Genomic DNA, 16,139 nt, shown 5'->3' with positions numbered 1-16,139 from the left:
GCCAGACGGCCGTCCACCCCCAGTCCTATGCCTGCCGCAGACTGATCGCACGCTCCAGGCGTGTCCACACCGTCGTTTGTGGATGGTGGCGGAGCGCCGTCGTGACTGCGCCAAAACTCCCGTAGCGCTCTGGACGAGCACCACGGGCTTCCGAGGCCGCCCGGCCGCCAACTGTCGTAAGAAGACCCGGGCTGCCCCGGCCAATCGAGGGAAGGAATCCATTGAGCGACACCACCGACATGACGTCGGATGTCTCCCACGTCGCTGACGACGCCTCCACCGGCCGGCGCCGCCGCTCCGCCGGCAGCGGTCTCTCCGCGAAGCTGCTGCCTGAGTTGCAGACCATGGCAGCGGGGTTGGGTATCACGGGCACCGCACGCATGCGCAAGGGCGAGCTGATCGCCGCGATCACGGCCAGCCAGGGCGGCGGCGCACCGCGCCCCCGCGCTGACGTCGCCGCGGCCGCTGCTCCGGCTCGCGAGGAGGTGCGGGCCGAGGTCCGCGAGGCGGCGGGCGAGCCCGCGCCGACAGCAGCCGAGGGCGCCGAGCCGCGTGGCGAGCGTCGTAGCCGCCGCGCTCCGGAGCCCCGTGGTGAGGCGGAGGCCCCGGCCGAGGGCCGCGAGAACCGTCGCGAGTCCCGCCGCGAGCGTGCCGAGCGAGGCGACCGGGGTGACCGTGCCGAGCGCGGCGACCGGCCCGAGCGCGGGGAGCGCAACGCCGAGCGCGGTGAGCGCGCCGACCGTGGTGACCGGCCCGAGCGTGGTGACCGGCCCGAGCGCGGGGAGCGTGCCGAGCGCGGCGACCGGCCGGAGCGCGGTGAGCGTGCCGCCGATCGCGGCAATGACCGTGGCAACGACCGCGGTCCCGACCGGGGCGGTTTCGACGGTGACGAGGACGGCGACGGCCGTCGCGGCCGGCGCAGCCGGTTCCGTGACCGCCGCCGTGGCCGCGAGCGCGGCGAGACGGTCGGCGCAGCCGGCGGCGGCGGTGAGCCGCACGTGGGTGAGGACGACGTGCTGGTGCCGGTCGCCGGCATCGTCGACGTCCTGGACAACTACGCCTTCGTGCGCACCACCGGCTACCTCTCCGGCCCCAACGACGTCTACGTGTCGATGTCGCAGGTGAAGAAGTACGGCCTGCGCCGTGGCGACGCCATCACCGGCGCCGTCAAGGCCAGCCCGCGCGACGGCGAGCAGCGGCGGGACAAGTACAACCCGCTGGTGCGCCTGGACACCGTCAACGGCATGGAGCCCGAGGAGGCCCGCCGCCGTGGCGAGTTCTACAAGCTCACTCCGCTGTACCCGCAGGAGCGCCTGCGCCTGGAGACCGAGCCGCACATCCTGACCACCCGGGTCATCGACCTGGTCATGCCGATCGGCAAGGGCCAGCGCGCGCTGATCGTGTCCCCGCCCAAGGCCGGCAAGACCATGGTCCTGCAGGCACTGGCGAACGCGATCACGAACAACAACCCCGAGTGCCACCTGATGGTCGTGCTGGTCGACGAGCGGCCTGAAGAGGTCACCGACATGCAGCGCTCGGTCAAGGGCGAGGTCATCGCCTCGACGTTCGACCGGCCGCCGCAGGACCACACCACCGTCGCCGAGCTGGCGATCGAGCGGGCCAAGCGCCTGGTCGAGCTGGGTCACGACGTGGTGGTGCTGCTGGACTCGATCACGCGTCTGGGCCGGGCCTACAACCTGGCCGCGCCGGCCTCCGGCCGCATCCTGTCCGGTGGTATCGACTCGACCGCGCTGTACCCGCCCAAGCGCTTCCTCGGCGCGGCCCGCAACATCGAGAACGGCGGCTCGCTCACCATCCTCGCCACGGCGCTGGTGGAGACGGGCTCCATGATGGACACGGTCATCTTCGAGGAGTTCAAGGGCACGGGTAACGCCGAGCTCAAGCTCGACCGGAAGATCGCCGACAAGCGCATCTTCCCGGCCATCGACATCGACCCGTCCGGCACCCGCAAGGAGGAGATCCTGCTGGCGCCGGAGGAGCTGGTCATCGTGCACAAGCTCCGCAAGGTCCTGCACTCGCTGGACTCGCAGGCGGCCCTGGACCTGCTGCTCGACAAGCTCAAGCAGACCCGGACCAACATCGAGTTCCTGATGCAGATCGCGAAGACCACTCCCGGCGAGTGACCTGAGCGAGAACGACGGCAAGGGCCGGCACCGCGAGGTGCCGGCCCTTTCGTGTGTACGGGGTCAGCCCGCCTGCGCGGCCTCGACGATCAGGTCGGTCACCGGGCCCGGCAGCGAGGCCAGCGAGGCGTGGCCCGTGTCCAGCTCGACGGTCCGCCGGGGGCACATGCGCTCGGCCATCCGGCGCTGGTTGTCCGGATTGATCATGCGATCCTGGGTGGAGACCTGATACCAGGTGGGCTTGGCCCGCCAGGCGGGCGCGGTGATCGGGTCGCCGAAGGTGGAGGCCAGGGGCGCCTTCTGGGTCACCGCCATGACCAGGGCCTCGTCGGCGGGCAGGTCCTGGCAGAAGCTCTCGTGGAACGTGTCCTGGGAGATCCACAGGTAGCCGTCGGAGTCGGGCGGCCCGACGTTCGCGATGGCCGCGGGCGGCAGCTCCTGGGTGAGCCGGCCGGGGCTCTCCCCGGCGTCGGGCGCGAACGCCGCGATGTAGACCAGGCCGGTCACGTTGGGCAGGTCCCCGGCCTCGGTGAGCACCGCGCCGCCGTAGGAGTGGCCGACCAGTAGCACCGGCCCCGGCACCTGGCGCACCATGCGGCGGGTGCGCTCGGCGTCGTCGGCCAGCGAGGTGAGCGGGTTCTCCACGGCGCGCAGCGCGTCGTAGCCGCGGCGGTGCAGTTCGACGATGACCTTGGCCCAGTGGGCCGCGCCGCCCCAGAACCCGTGGACCAGGACGATGGTCGGCTTGTCTGCCATGCACTCAGGCTAGGTCCGGCAGGGCAGGCGCGTGGCCGGATCGCGAGGCTCCGGAACCGGTCCGGCATCGGGGGATGTGCAATTACCTTTCGGGTTCTATTGTTTGTCTGAAGTTTTCCTTCAGGCATCCGCACTGCCGCGCGCGCCTCTTCGGAGGGGACTGCACTGGCGGCAGCACCCCACACCCCCGGGAGGAACCGTGCCTTCGCGAAGGCGGATACACCCCCTGCTCATAGCTCTGACAGCACTCAGCGCGACGGCCGCCACGGCCCTGCCGCAGCCTGCCGCGGCGGCCCTGCCCGCCGCCGGCTCGGTGTCCACGCTGCTCGGTGCGGCCGGAACGGGGCCGGACGGCGACGTCGTGACCGGACCCGACTACGTGGACACCCCGACCAGCACCCGGCCGGTCGCCCCCGGCGTCACGCTGACCTCCTTCGACCGCTACGACGCCCGCGGCTTCCTGCGTGCCGACGCGCTCACCGTGGACCTGTCCGGCAGCGCCACCGTCGACTACGTGTTCCCGGGCGCGGTGGCGGCCACCCAGCCGCTGTCGCAGCAGCTGGCCGCCCGCGCCGACAAGCGGGTCGTCGGCGCGGTCAACGGCGACTTCTTCGACATCAACAACTCGGGCGCGGCGCAGGGCGTCGGCATCCGGGGCGGCGAGCTGATCCAGGCCCCGCTCGCCGGGCACCACAAGGCCGTCGGCTTCACCTCCGGCGACGTGGGCCGCCTGGTGGAGGTGTACTTCGAGGGCACCGCCACGCCCGAGGGCGGCGCGCCGATCGCACTCACCGGCTTCAACACCCACGCCCTGGGCGCGAACGCGGTCGGCGTGTTCACCGGCCTGTGGGGCGACTTCAGCCGGGCCCGGCCGGTGACCGGCGCGAGCCGGACCACCGAGGTCGTGCTGCGCGGCGGCGTGGTCGAGTCGGTCTCGGCGACGCCGGGCAGCGGCCTGATCGGCGACGGCACGCAGGTGCTGCTGGGCCGCGAGGCGGGCGCGGACGCGCTGGCCGCGCTGACCCCCGGCGCCAAGGTCACGGTCGCCCACCGGCCGCGCAGCTCCGACGGGGGCGAGCTGACCACCGCCATCGGCGGCAACGCCTGGCTGCTGCGTGGCGGGCAGCTCGCCGACGGGGCGGTGGTGGACGCCGACAACCCGCGCACCGCGGTCGGCTTCGACGCCACCGGCACGAAGATGTACCTGCTCACCGTGGACGGGCGGCAGGTCGACAGCCACGGGCTGACCCTGCGCGACCTGGCCGTGATGATGCAGCGCCTGGGCGCGCACGACGCGCTCAACCTCGACGGCGGCGGCTCGTCGACCATGCTGGCCCGCGAGCCCGGCACCGCCGTCCCGCAGCTCGAGAACGCGCCCTCGGACGGCAGCGAGCGGCCCACGCCCAACGGACTGGCAGTGCTCTCGCCGGTCGGCAGCGGGCGGTTGCACGGCTTCTGGGTCGAGACCGCGACCGCGCCGATGACCGCCCCCACCCTCAACGACGTACGCGGCGGGCGGCCGGACCGGGTGTTCCCCGGGCACTCCCGGCGGCTGACCGCGGCCGGCTACGACGAGACCTACGGTCCCGCCGCGGGCACCCCGTCCTGGAAGGTGTTCCCGCCGCTCGCCGGGCGGGTCACCGAGGGATCGTTCCGCGGCCTGCTGCCGGGCACGGCGACCGTCACCGCGTTCCGCGGATCGGCGTCCGGGCAGCTCACCATGACCGTGCTGAACCGGCTGGAGCGGATCAGCCCCACCGCCGGGCGGCTGTCACTGGCCGGGGCGGGCAGCACCGGCGGCTTCGGGGTGCTGGGCTTCGACGCCGACGCGCTGAGCGCGCCGATCGAGTCCGACGAGGTGAAGCTGAGCTACGACACGTCGATCGTGGACATCGCCCCGGACGGCGCGGGCGGCTTCCGGGTCACCGGCAAGGCCGACGGCGGCACCGTCGTCGAGCTGGCGGTCGACGGCAAGACGACCCGGGTCGGCGTCACCGTCGGCTCGCGCGAGGTGGTCGTCGCGAACTTCGACGACGCCGCCGCCTGGAAGTGCACCACCGCCCGCGCGACCTGTGCGGTCTCCGCCGTGCCGGGCCACGACGGGCTGGGCCTGCGCATGTCGTACGACTTCACGCAGTCCACCGGCACGCGCACCTCGTACGCCACCCCGCCCGCGCTGATCGAGCTGCCCGGGCAGCCGCTCGCGGTGAGCATGTGGGTCAACCCGGAGGCCGGGCGCGGCGAGTGGGCCCGGCTGCAGGTGTACGACGCCACCGGCGCGCTCGTCCCCGCGTTCAGCGGGCCGTACCTCACCGGCACCGGCTGGCAGAAGATCGAGTTCCCGGTGCCGGCCGGGCTGCAGCACCCGCTGAAGTTCCGCTGGTTCTACCCCGCGGAGGTCAAGCCGGAGGCCTCCTACACCAACGCGATCGTCATCGACGATCTCGCCGTCAAGCTGCCCGCCACCATCGACGTGCCGGCCGACCCGGCGTACGAGCGGGACTTCGTGATCCGCGACGGCGCCGCCGCGGACGAGAAGTGGCGCTTCGCGGTCATGTCCGACGCCCAGTTCGTGGCCCGCAACCCCGACAGCGACCTGGTCCGCAACGCCCGGCGCACGCTGCGCGAGATCAAGGCGGCCGCACCGGACTTCCTCGTGATCAACGGTGACTTCGTCGACGAGGCCGCCCCGGCCGACGTCGCGCTGGCCAAGCAGATCCTCGACGAGGAACTGGGCGGCACGCTGCCGTACTACTACGTGCCCGGCAACCACGAGATCATGGGACCCGGCAACCTGGACAACTGGCGGGCCGTGTTCGGCGAGACCCACCGCGTCGTCGACCACCGGGGCACCCGCTTCGTCATGCTCGACTCCTCGAAGGGCACCCTGCGCGGCGGCGGTTTCGACCAGGTGCTGATGCTGCGGCAGGCGCTCGACGAGGCGGCGGACGACCCGGCGATCGGCTCGGTCGCGGTGTTCTTCCACCACCCGCCCCGGGACCCCACCCCGGTGCAGGCCAGCGAGCTGGCCGAGGCGAAGGAGGTGGCCACCGTGGAGCGCTGGCTGGCCGACTTCCAGTGGGCCTCGGGCAAGGGCGCGGCCATGGTGAACAGCCACGTCGGCACGTTCGCGGCCGCCAAGGTGGACGGGGTGCCGTATCTGATCAACGGGAACTCGGGCAAGGCCCCGTCCACCTCGCCCGCCGAGGGCGGCTTCACCGGCTGGACCATGGTCGGCGTCGACCCGGTCAGCCCGCTGGAGTGGCTGGTGCCGCGGCTGTTCCCGCAGGCCGGGGTCGCGGACTGGTTCCACGCCGAGATCCGCCCGCACGTGGACACGCTGGACCTCAGCGCGCCCGCGACGCTGGCGGCCGGCGCGACCGGACCGGTGTCGGCGGTGGTCACCCAGGCCGGACGTGCCGTCCCGGTGGCCTACCCGGTCTCCGCGGACTGGGCGGGCACGGTCCACATCGGCCCCGCCCAGACGGCGCCACGGACCGCCGTGGCCGCCTACGACCCGGCGACCGGCCGGCTCACCGCCCTGCGCCGTGGCACGGCCACCCTGACCGTGACCGTCAACGGCGTGACCGCCACCGCGACGGTCACTGTGCCCTGACCCTCCCCCCGAGCAGCAACTCTTGAAGACTCGCGGCCTCAGAAACGCTCTGAGGCCGCGAGTCTTCAAGAGTTGCGCCAGGAGGGGGCCGCGGGGGTCGGTGCGCGGCGAGGGGCCGGGGGCGGTCAGGGGATGAGGTCGGTGACGGGGATGGCGGCCCAGTCGAGGCGGGGGACCGAGATGCGGTCGCCGGGGTGGAAGACGCCGGTGGACTCGTACACGTCGGTCTCGTCGAGCTGGTAGGTGTGCACGACGAGTTCGGGCAGCGGCTCGATGCGCCAGTAGCAGGGGATGCCGGCGTCGGCGTACTCGGCGTGCTTGTGCTTGCGGTCGGCGGTCTGCGTACCCGGGCTGACGATCTCGACGGCGAGCAGGACGGCCTTGGGCGGGAAGCTGAACCAGTCGAGGTTCACCGCGTCCCGGCGCACCACCAGCACGTCGGGGTTGCGCCGGTGGTCGTCGGCGATGCGGATCTCCTGCTCGTGCAGCGCGGTCAGGTGCTCCGGGCACCGGCGGAGCAGGCTGTTCACGAGCCTCATCATGACGATCTGGTGCCGGGCGGTGGGAGGCGTCATGACGTGCAGCACTCCGTCCACGAGCTCGATCCGGGGATCCGGGGGCAGGGCGTCGTACTCGTCAGGGGTTACCGTCACCGCGTTCGGCAGCGTGATGTGCGCCCCGTCCTGGGCGACCTTCGGCGACGGCCTCGTCATCTCGTCCTCTCGACCTATGTCTGTCCATCCATGTTAGGAAGGGCACCTTGCATTACCTATAGCGATGTGAAGATGCCCTTCCTTCGGGTCAGAAATCGCCTTCGGCGACCTGGAAGACGGTGAGGCCGAGTTCGCGCCACATGCGGACGACCTGCTTGCGGTCGTCGAGGACGGCCACGACGTACCAGGCGTCGCGGATCTCGCGTTCGAAGATCTCGCGCTTGACCACGGAGTCCTTGCGCTGGTCGCCGGTGACGCGCATGTGCAGCGCCGCGTAGGGCACGCCGACGTGCTTGTCCAGCCAGGCGGCGGAGGACTCGCGGCAGGCGTCGACGCGGCCGGAGCAGTAGACGATGGCGTGGCCCGCGGCGTGCAGGGCGCGGACCGCGTCGATCACCGGCTGGTGCGGCAGGTCGAGGTGGACGCGGGTGTGGTCGTACGGGCTGCGGTCGCCCATCAGCGCGACCGTGCCGTCGAGGTCGACCAGCACCGCCCGGGGCAGGTCCGGGCGCGGCTGGTAGACCAGGCGCGGGCCGGGCGCGGGCAGCACGAGCGGCTCCCGGCGGCCGGTGAGATAACGCTCGTGCATGCTCTCGATGACCTCCGCGCCGACCCGCTCGCCCTCGGGCCGGGCCGCGTCGCGCTCCAGGCAGACGGCCAGCGGCACGTCGGTGAAGTCGCGCAGGGCCACCGTCGCGCCGCAGTCGATCGCCAGGTCGGCCAGCTCGCGCACGACCCGGGCGCGCAGGTTGGTGTCGTCGCAGATCACGTCCGCGCCCGCCTTCAGCAGCGCCTCGACCTGGGCCCGCTGCGCGACGGTGACCTGCCGCTCCGCCCAGCCCTCACCGAGGTTGCCGCCGTGCAGCATGCGCCGCAGGTCGTCGCGGTTGACCCGGACGCCGGGCTGCTGCTTGGCCCAGGTGGTCTTGCCCGAGCCGGGCAGGCCGCGGGTGATGGTGAGGGTGGGCATCGCGGATGGCTCCCGTCGTGGTCATTCGTCGTCGAAGGTACGGCCGTGCGGTCGCTCGTCGCCGTCGGGCTTGAGTTCCTCCCAGAGCTGACGGCGGTACGGCTTGCCGTCCAGGTGCGCGAACAGGTAGCCGCGCAGCGGGTGGCGGCCCGCGACCATGGCGTAGTCCTTGCGCGTCCAGCCGTCGGGCAGCCCCTCCATGATCTTTTCGTGTACCTGCGCCACCTGCTTCTCCAGCTCGGCCAGGCCGGTGGTGAGGCGGGTGGCGAGCTCGGTGACCCAGCCGTGGAACTCGTCGGGCAGCGGCTCGGCGATCTCGGCGACCGTCGCGCCCCCGCCCAGCGCCGCCCAGACGCCGCGAGCGCTCAAGCCGGTGACGATGCGGTGCAGGTGCACGTACTCCTCGTACTTGATCTTCACGCGGACGTCGCTGCCGAGCGCGTGCACGACCAGGCCCTCCCGGCCCGGTCGGGCGGGCGCGGCCAGTGCCCGCTCGAACGTCGGGTAGGCGAACGTCTCCACCACCGGGCCCGGCCAGTCGGCCACGGCGCCCGGCGGGAACGAGCGCCCGGTCGCGATCTCCACCGCGCCGAGCAGCATCAGGTCGTTCATGCCGCCGTAGTCGACCACGATCCGGTTGCCCGGGTAGATGATCTCCACCAGCACGGTCAGCCCGTCCGGCGGCGCCCAGTGCGGGTAGCGCTCGCGCAGCAGCGCCGTGGCGTGGCGGGCCTGGTCCGAGGCGAACGAGCCGCGGGTGGCCACGGCCGGGCCGTCCGGGGTGGGGTAGACGATGCCCAGCGAGCCGTCGGCCTTGTCGGTCACCACCACCGGCTCGTCCAGCCCGATCACCGCCGCGCCCGGCTGCCCGTGGTTGAAGAACTTCACCAGCGGCCGCGCCAGCACCGTCCCACCGGCATCACTGATCAACCCACGGCACGCGAGCGTCACCTCGTCCCACAGGTTCGCGTACGTGCACTTCTCCGTGTAGTTGTAGATCGTGAGCGGCAGCTCCGGGTGGACCTGCGCGCGGACGAGCCCCTCGGCGATGGCGCGGGCCAGCGCGTCGGGCGGGAAGATAGCGGCGAGGGTCGTTGTTGTGGTGGGGGACATGGCCGGAGACGCTACGAGACTTCCTCGCGAAACGCAGCCGAGTTAGCCGCTGAAGATCGCGAACGGGGTGGATGGCATACTGGTCAGTCGGCCACCGGGACTGGTTCACGCCCGAGCCGTCCGGACGAGCGTCCGGCGGTGTTGACAGCGACCCAGCGCCCACGAACATGAAAGGACCGTGACTATGAAGTCCGGTATTCACCCGCAGTACAACGAGACCACCGTCACCTGCTCCTGTGGCAGCACCTTCACCACCCGCAGCACCGCCAAGGGCGGTTCGATCCACGCTGAGACCTGCAGCGCCTGCCACCCGTTCTACACGGGCAAGCAGCGCGTCATGGACACGGCCGGCCGGGTGGCCAAGTTCCAGGCCAAGTACGCCAAGGTCGCCAAGAAGGACGCCAAGTAGCTGTCGTGACGACGCCCGCTCCGTGCACACGGGGCGGGCGTTGTGCTGTTGCAGGTCCCATCGCTGTCGAGTGAGGATTCGGACATGAGTAACGAACGGCTCACCGCGCTGCTGGCCGAGTACGCGGAGCTGGAGGCACGGCTGGCGGATCCGTCGATCCACGCCGACCAGGCCGCGGCACGCAAGGTCGGGCGGCGCTTCGCCGAGCTCACCCCGATCCACAAGACGGCGCACGAGCTGGACGCGGCGCGGGCCGATCTGGAGGCCGCGCGCGAGCTGGCCGCGATCGACCCGGACTTCGCGACCGAGGCGGTCAGCCTGGAGCAGCGCCTGCCGGAGCTGGAGGAGAAGCTCGCCGAGCTGCTCGCCCCGCGTGACCCCAACGACGCCAAGGACGTGATCCTGGAGATCAAGTCCGGCGAGGGCGGCGAGGAGTCCGCGCTGTTCGCGGGTGACCTGCTGCGCATGTACCTGCGCTACGCCGAGCGCCGCGGCTGGATCACCGAGGTGCTTGACTCGCAGGACTCCGACCTCGGCGGCGTCAAGGACGTCTCGGTCGCCATCAAGACCCGCGGCGTGCCCGACGGCGGCAACGGCGTCTGGTCCCGCCTCAAGTGGGAGGGCGGCGTGCACCGCGTCCAGCGCGTGCCCGCCACCGAGTCCCAGGGCCGCATCCACACCTCCGCCGCGGGCGTCCTGGTCATGCCCGAAGCCGAGGACACCGAGGTCGAGATCGACACCGGCGACCTCCGCATCGACGTCTACCGCTCCCAGGGCGCGGGCGGCCAGTCCGTCAACACCACCGACTCCGCCGTACGCATCACCCACATCCCCACCGGCACGGTAGTCACCTGCCAGAACGAGCGCTCCCAGCTCCAAAACAAGGACAAGGCGATGCGCATGCTGCGCGCCAAACTCGCCCAGTTGGCCGAGGAGCAGGCCCTCGCCGCCGCCGCCGACGCCCGCAAGGCCCAAATCCGCACGGTAGACCGCAGCGAGCGCATCCGCACCTACAACTACCCCCAGAACCGCATCACCGACCACCGCATCGGCTACACCGCCTACAACCTCGACCTCGCCATCGGCGGCGACATGGACGGCGTCCTGGAGGCGCTGACCACCGCCGACCGCGCCGCCCGCCTGGCCGGCGAGACCGAACTCTCCCGCGCCTGACCCCAAGATCCCGACGATCTTGCGCGGGCTGTGGGTATGACACGGGCAATAGCCGTGTATCCCCAGCAGTTCACGCAAGATCGTCGCGATCTTGGGGTCAGTGGCCCGCGGAGTCGTAGCGGCGTAGGCCTAGGCGGAATACGAGGCGGGCCAGGTAGACGCAGTAGAGGGCTACCAGGGGGGTCAGTAGGCCGAGCCAGGCGGATTCCTTGCCCAGGAGCCAGGAGGCGGGGAAGAAGCTGATGAAGGCGTACGGGACCAGGACGGTGAAGGTCGCGCGCACCGCGACGCCGTAGATGCTGAGCGGGTACTTGGCCATGTCGCCGGTGCGGATCAGGGTCATCGCGAAGACCGGGTGGTTGCCGCCGACCCAGAACGACGCCGCGTTGCCCAGCACGATCAGTGACAGCAGGATGGTGGCGCTGCCGGCCAGCAGGATCAGCGCGCCGGCGACCCGGGTGGCGCTCCAGTCGATGTCGGAGTTGGCCAGACCCCAGCCGATCATCGCGCCGCCGCCGATGACGTCGCCGATGCCGTGCATGCCGATGCCCGCGCTGATCACCTGGACCAGCACCGGGGCGGGCCGGGTCAGCGGGTAGTCCAGCTCGCCGTGATTGATCTTGCCGGCGAGTCGCCAGGTGCCCTCGAAGAAGATCGGTCCCAGGCCGTTGACGAAGCCGTACGTCCCGGCGAGCAGCACCGCCTCCGGGAACGACCAGCCGTTGAGGGCCGGCACGTGGGAGAAGACCGCGCTCAGGAAGATCAGGTTGAGCACCTGGAACAGCAGACCGGCGACGACGAGGATCCAGAAGTCCGCCTCGTACTCCAGCACCGCGCGCAGGTGCGCGCCGAGGCTGCGCCGGTAGATCCGCAGCGTACGACGCACGTCAGCCTCCGTGGACGGTGAGGGCGCGCAGCGCGCGCCGCCAGACGAGCCGGGCGCCCCACCACAGCACCAGCACCCAGACGGCCTGCACGGCCAGCAGCCGCAGCGCCTCCCAGCCGGTGGCCTGGCCCAGGTAGAGCGCGGCGGGGGTGGCGGTGATGCTGGCGAACGGCAGCACCGCCGCGGGGCCCGCCAGCCACGCGGGCAGCAGCGCCAGCGGGATCAGCGCGCCCGAGAACAGGGTGACGACCGCGTCCTTGGCCCACGAGACGCCCATGAAGTTCTGCGTCCAGAAGCAGGCCATCGTGGTGATGTACGCGATCGCGAACTTCAGCGGCGCGACCAGCAGGAAGCTCACCGCGAACAGCAGCGCCTGCGCGGGTCCGGGCACGACCAGGCCGCCGGTGAGCGTCACGATGGCCGTGGCGGCGATCGCGATCGCGATGAACTCCGTGGCCAGCCCGCCCATGTGCTCGCTGAACCGGGCCCACTGGTAGTCCAGCGGCTTGGTCAGGTCGGTGGCCACGTGGCCGTCGAGGATGCGATTGGCCATCCACCAGTCGCCGTACGCCGAGCCGATGGACGCGGTGGCCCAGCCCACCAGCAGGTAGGCCTTCATCTGGTCCCAGTCGTAGCCGCCGATCGTGCCCTGCGACAGCAGCGCGTGCCACACGGCCAGCGAGCCGGCCAGGAAGGTCGCGCCGCCGATCCACAGGATCAGCGAGTTCAGCCGGTAGGTGAGGATGCGCCGCGTCGACATCCGCAGCAGCCCCAGGTACGGCTTCATGCCTTCTCCCGGCTGCGCTCGTCGGCGGCGTGAGCCGAACCGGGCTCCGGGATCCGCAGCAGCTCCCCGGCGTAGACCTTGCGCACCACGTCCTCGATGGCCGGCTCGTCCAGGTGCAGCTCGCCGACCTCGACGACGTCCAGCACCCCGGCGATGATCTGCCCGGCGGTGTGGGTGAAGCGGTCGAAGGTGACGGTGACCTCGGCCGGGCTGTCGCCCGCGACGACCTCGACGTCGGGCAGCCGCTCGGCGAGCTTCTCGACCGGGGTCGGCTCGGCCAGCTGCAGGCGCATCCGGCGTACCCGTGCGAAGCGGTCCTTCATCTGCGCCAGTGGGCCGTCGAAGATCTTGCGGCCCTCGTCGATGATGACGATCCGCTCGCACACGTCCTCGATGTCGCCCAGGTCATGGGTGGTCAGCATCAGCGTGGTGCCGTCCTCGCGCAGCTCCCGCAGGAACTGCCGGACCCGGTCCTTGACCGAGATGTCGAGCCCGATGGTCGGCTCGTCCAGGTAGACGATCTTCGGCTGGTGCAGCAGCGAGGCCGCCAGGTCGGCGCGCATGCGCTGGCCGAGCGACAGCTTGCGGGCCACCACGGGCAGCAGGTCGGCCAGGCCGAGCACCTCGTCGAGGCGTTCCAGGCGCTGCCTGTAGAAGGCGGGGCTCAGGTCGTACATGTCGCGCAGCAGGGCCAGCGACTCGCGGACCGGCAGGTCCCACCACAGCTGGGTGCGCTGGCCGAACAGCACGCCGATGTTGCGGGCGTTGACCACCCGGTCGGTGTGCGGCTCGGCCCCGGCCACCCGCACCGTGCCCGCGGTCGGCACCAGGATCCCGGTGAGCAGCTTGATCGTGGTGGACTTGCCCGCGCCGTTGGGCCCCACGTACGCCACGGACTCGCCCGCCTCGATGGACAGGTCGATGCCGTCCACCGCCCGGAAGTCCTTGAACCTCCGCTGCACCAGATGTTTCAGCGAGCCGCGCAGACCCGGATCCTTCTCCGGCCGACGGAAGATCTTCGTCAGGCCACGGGCCTCCACCAACGACATGCGCCGACCATGTCAGCGCGCTCCCGGGGGGTCAACCGGATTCTCGCGGACCGTCCCGGCGCGGGGCCCGGCCGGTTCCACTTCGCAAGCCGCTAGGTTGATCGGGTGCCCGTGCTCTCCGCCCAGCTCCGCGCCGCCGCCGCCCGGCTCGCCGCGGCCGGGATCGACTCGCCCCGGGTCGAGGCGGAGCTGCTGGCCGCGCATGTGCTCGGGGTCGCCCGCGGCCGCCTCCTGCTGATCGACGACGTCGCCGAGCCGCAGGCCGAGGCCCTGGCCGAGCTGGTGGGCCGCCGCGCCGAGCGGGTGCCGCTGCAGCACCTGACCGGCACCGCACCGTTCCTGGACCGCGAGCTGCTGGTCGGGCCGGGCGTGTTCATCCCGCGCCCGGAGACCGAGCTGCTGGCCCGCTGGGGGATCGAGTCCCTGCGCGGCGTGGCCGACCCGGTCGCCCTGGACCTGTGCAGCGGTTCCGGCGCGCTGGCCGTCGCGCTGGCCGACGCCCGCCCCGACGCGACCGTGTACGCCGTCGAACGCAGCGACGACGCCCTGCCCTGGCTGCGCCGCAACGTCGCCGGGACGCAGGTCGAGGTGATCCCCGGCGACGTCCGCGACGTCGCACTGCCCGCCCCGGCCGACCTGGTCCTGTGCAACCCGCCCTACGTGCCGCTGTCCGTGGCGGTGCCGCCCGAGGTCGCGCACGACCCCGCCGAGGCGGTCTTCTCCGGCGAGCACGGCCTCGACCTCATCCCCGTGATCATCGCCCGGGCCGCCGAGGTGCTCCGCGACGGCGGCCGCCTCGGCATCGAGCACGACGACACCCATACCGCCGCCATGGCCACCCTTCTCACCGGCTGGCGCGACATCACCACCCACCCCGACCTGGCCGGCCGCCCCCGCTTCACCACCGCTCTGAAGGCAGCAAGGGCATCGTCGGCTCGCTTCAGCGAGACGAGCAGCAGCTCTGCACATCGCTCTGCGTAGAGGAAGGGCACCTTCTTAACCTCGCCGCCCCACGGGCGTGCGCACCGTTCGCGCGATGGCCGTCAAGATCGCTCGACTTGCCCGGCACCTGTGCGTATCTTGCGCCGCCATTCGCCCATGTGCCAGGCAAGTCGGCCGATCTTGGGGCGTGCGGCGGGCGATCGCGGGGTGTCGTGGGGCAGGGTGGCGGAGCTGCTGTCCGGTGGGTGGGAGGCGTGTGTGCCGAATGCGAACAGCGCATGACAGACTGGCTCACCGTGAGGCTCTACGACTGCCGCGACGTCGTCGAACGTGACCGTGGGATCCAGGCCGCGATCGACGCCGTATCCAGTGGCGACCTTGTGGTCCTGCCGACCGACACGGTGTACGGCATCGGTGCCGACGCCTTCAAGCCCTGGGCGGTGACCAACCTGCTCAGCGCCAAGGGGCGGGGCCGGCACATGCCGCCGCCGGTGCTGGTCGGCTCCCGGCACACCCTGGACGGCCTGGTGATGCGGCTGCCGTCGGTGGCCCGTGACCTGGTCGAGGCGTTCTGGCCGGGGGCCCTGACGATCGTCGTCGAGCAGGCGCCGAGCCTGCAGTGGGACCTCGGCGAGACCGGCGGCACGGTGGCCGTACGCATGCCGCTGCACCCCGTCGCGCTGGAGGTGCTGCGCAAGACCGGCCCGATGGCCGTCTCCTCGGCGAACCTCACCGGCCAGCCCGCGGCGCTCACCGCCGATCAGGCCCGCGAACAGCTCAGCTACAAGGTCAGCGTGTACCTGGAGGCGGGGGAGTGCCCCAGCCCGGTGCCGTCGACGATCGTGGACGTCACCGGCGACCGGCCGCGGGTGCTGCGCGCCGGGGCGATCAGCCTCGACCAGCTGCGCGAGGTCGCCGACGACATCGCCGGTCCGGAGGAGTCGTGATGGCGCCGTTCACGGTCCTGCACGTGTGCATGGGCAACATCTGCCGGTCCCCGATGGCCGAGCGCCTGCTCGCGCTGGCGGTCACCGAGCAGGCCGGCCCGGTGGGTGCCGACCTGGTGCTCTCGCACTCGGCCGGCACCGGCGGCTGGCACGAGGGCGAGGAGATGAACCCGCCCGCGGCCCGCCAGGTGCGCTCGCGCGGCGGCTCACCCGACGACTTCAGCGCCCGCAAGCTGCGCGCGGAGCACATCGAGGCGGCGGACCTGATCCTCACCGCGACCGCCGACCAGTACGACTACGTCGTCGCGCTGCGCCCCGACGCCGCGGACCGCACCTTCGTGCTCGGCGAGTTCGGCCGCCTGCTGTCCGCCGTCGACCCGTCGACCCTGCCTGCCGCCGACCGCACCCCCGACGCGGTGTACGCCCGCGGTGTGGCCCTCGTCGCCGCCGTCGCCGCCGCCCGCAACGGCGAACCCGCCCAGGCCAAGGACGACCTCGACGACCCGTGGGGCCGCGGCGACCAGGTCTTCGCCCGCGTCGCCGACGAGATCCAGTCCACCGTCCACCCCCTCACCACCGTCCTCCTCCCACCCCCGGCGTGACCCACCCCACCCACCCACCCCACCCCACCCAC

14 protein-coding genes are annotated in these 16,139 nt (G+C 72.0%); 7 read left to right on the top strand and 7 right to left on the bottom strand.

Annotation, left to right across the window (positions count from 1 at the left end; genetic code table 11):
• Positions 1-221 precede the first annotated feature (221 nt).
• Entirely contained in the window at positions 222-2,144 is a 1,923-nt protein-coding gene (gene rho / locus HAV39_RS25435) for a transcription termination factor Rho (protein ID WP_191841685.1), read from the top strand.
• A gap of 63 nt (positions 2,145-2,207) precedes the next feature.
• On the opposite strand, the gene HAV39_RS25430 is transcribed toward rho, so the two are convergent.
• Positions 2,208-2,900 (bottom strand): alpha/beta hydrolase, encoded by a 693-nt coding sequence (locus HAV39_RS25430; RefSeq protein WP_191841684.1) that lies wholly within the window; start codon positions 2,898-2,900, stop codon positions 2,208-2,210.
• Positions 2,901-3,099: 199 nt separating this feature from the next.
• On the opposite strand from HAV39_RS25430, the gene HAV39_RS25425 reads away from it, so the two are divergent.
• Entirely contained in the window at positions 3,100-6,516 is a 3,417-nt protein-coding gene (locus HAV39_RS25425; protein ID WP_191841683.1) for a phosphodiester glycosidase family protein, read from the top strand.
• 125 nt (positions 6,517-6,641) lie between these two features.
• Here HAV39_RS25425 and HAV39_RS25420 read toward each other — a convergent pair whose 3' ends face one another.
• The 3 genes from HAV39_RS25420 to HAV39_RS25410 all read right to left on the bottom strand — a co-directional run bounded on the left by HAV39_RS25420 (position 6,642) and on the right by HAV39_RS25410 (position 9,312).
• Positions 6,642-7,229: a Uma2 family endonuclease gene (locus HAV39_RS25420; protein WP_191841682.1), complete on the bottom strand. Its 588-nt coding sequence runs from the start codon at positions 7,227-7,229 to the stop codon at positions 6,642-6,644.
• 88 nt (positions 7,230-7,317) lie between these two features.
• A complete protein-coding gene (locus HAV39_RS25415) occupies positions 7,318-8,199 on the bottom strand; it encodes a phosphatase domain-containing protein (protein ID WP_191841681.1) in 882 nt (293 codons plus the stop codon).
• Between the two features lie 21 nt (positions 8,200-8,220).
• Positions 8,221-9,312 (bottom strand): 2'-5' RNA ligase, encoded by a 1,092-nt coding sequence (locus HAV39_RS25410; RefSeq protein WP_191841680.1) that lies wholly within the window; start codon positions 9,310-9,312, stop codon positions 8,221-8,223.
• Between the two features lie 184 nt (positions 9,313-9,496).
• Here HAV39_RS25410 and rpmE point away from each other — a divergent pair, with 184 nt between their 5' ends.
• Positions 9,497-9,721 carry a 50S ribosomal protein L31 gene (gene rpmE, locus HAV39_RS25405; protein WP_120318328.1) on the top strand — a complete coding sequence of 75 codons (225 nt, stop codon included), beginning with the start codon at positions 9,497-9,499 and terminating at the stop codon, positions 9,719-9,721.
• A gap of 84 nt (positions 9,722-9,805) precedes the next feature.
• Positions 9,806-10,894 carry a peptide chain release factor 1 gene (gene prfA / locus HAV39_RS25400; protein WP_191841679.1) on the top strand — a complete coding sequence of 363 codons (1,089 nt, stop codon included), beginning with the start codon at positions 9,806-9,808 and terminating at the stop codon, positions 10,892-10,894.
• Between the two features lie 97 nt (positions 10,895-10,991).
• Here the strand turns inward: prfA and HAV39_RS25395 are convergent, their stop codons facing one another.
• Genes HAV39_RS25395 through HAV39_RS25385 form a run of 3 tightly spaced genes read right to left on the bottom strand, consistent with a single transcriptional unit; the run spans position 10,992 to position 13,616 of the window.
• Positions 10,992-11,780 (bottom strand): ABC transporter permease, encoded by a 789-nt coding sequence (locus HAV39_RS25395; RefSeq protein WP_191841678.1) that lies wholly within the window; start codon positions 11,778-11,780, stop codon positions 10,992-10,994.
• A gap of 1 nt (position 11,781) precedes the next feature.
• Positions 11,782-12,567 carry an ABC transporter permease gene (locus HAV39_RS25390; protein WP_191841677.1) on the bottom strand — a complete coding sequence of 262 codons (786 nt, stop codon included), beginning with the start codon at positions 12,565-12,567 and terminating at the stop codon, positions 11,782-11,784.
• Positions 12,564-13,616 (bottom strand): ABC transporter ATP-binding protein, encoded by a 1,053-nt coding sequence (locus HAV39_RS25385; protein WP_191841676.1) that lies wholly within the window; start codon positions 13,614-13,616, stop codon positions 12,564-12,566. Before HAV39_RS25385 ends, HAV39_RS25390 begins: the two co-directional genes overlap by 4 nt.
• A gap of 105 nt (positions 13,617-13,721) precedes the next feature.
• Between HAV39_RS25385 and prmC the strand changes: the two genes are divergently transcribed.
• The 3 genes from prmC (at position 13,722) to HAV39_RS25370 (ending at position 16,107) form a co-directional block, all read left to right on the top strand.
• The gene (prmC, locus tag HAV39_RS25380) at positions 13,722-14,597 is read left to right on the top strand and encodes a peptide chain release factor N(5)-glutamine methyltransferase (protein WP_191841675.1); all 876 of its coding nucleotides are present in this window, start codon (positions 13,722-13,724) and stop codon (positions 14,595-14,597) included.
• Positions 14,598-14,836: 239 nt separating this feature from the next.
• Positions 14,837-15,505, top strand: coding sequence for an L-threonylcarbamoyladenylate synthase (locus tag HAV39_RS25375; RefSeq protein ID WP_191841674.1), 669 nt, complete (start codon positions 14,837-14,839; stop codon positions 15,503-15,505).
• Positions 15,505-16,107, top strand: a complete 603-nt coding sequence (locus HAV39_RS25370) for an arsenate reductase/protein-tyrosine-phosphatase family protein (RefSeq protein WP_191841673.1) — start codon at positions 15,505-15,507, stop codon at positions 16,105-16,107. Before HAV39_RS25375 ends, HAV39_RS25370 begins: the two co-directional genes overlap by 1 nt.
• Positions 16,108-16,139 lie beyond the last annotated feature (32 nt).

Origin of the sequence: Catellatospora chokoriensis (assembly GCF_011297315.1) — a bacterium.
Lineage (GTDB): Bacteria > Actinomycetota > Actinomycetes > Mycobacteriales > Micromonosporaceae > Catellatospora > Catellatospora citrea.
The sequence above is the reverse complement of the archived record's forward strand: the minus strand, read 5'-3'. Positions and strand labels throughout refer to the sequence as shown.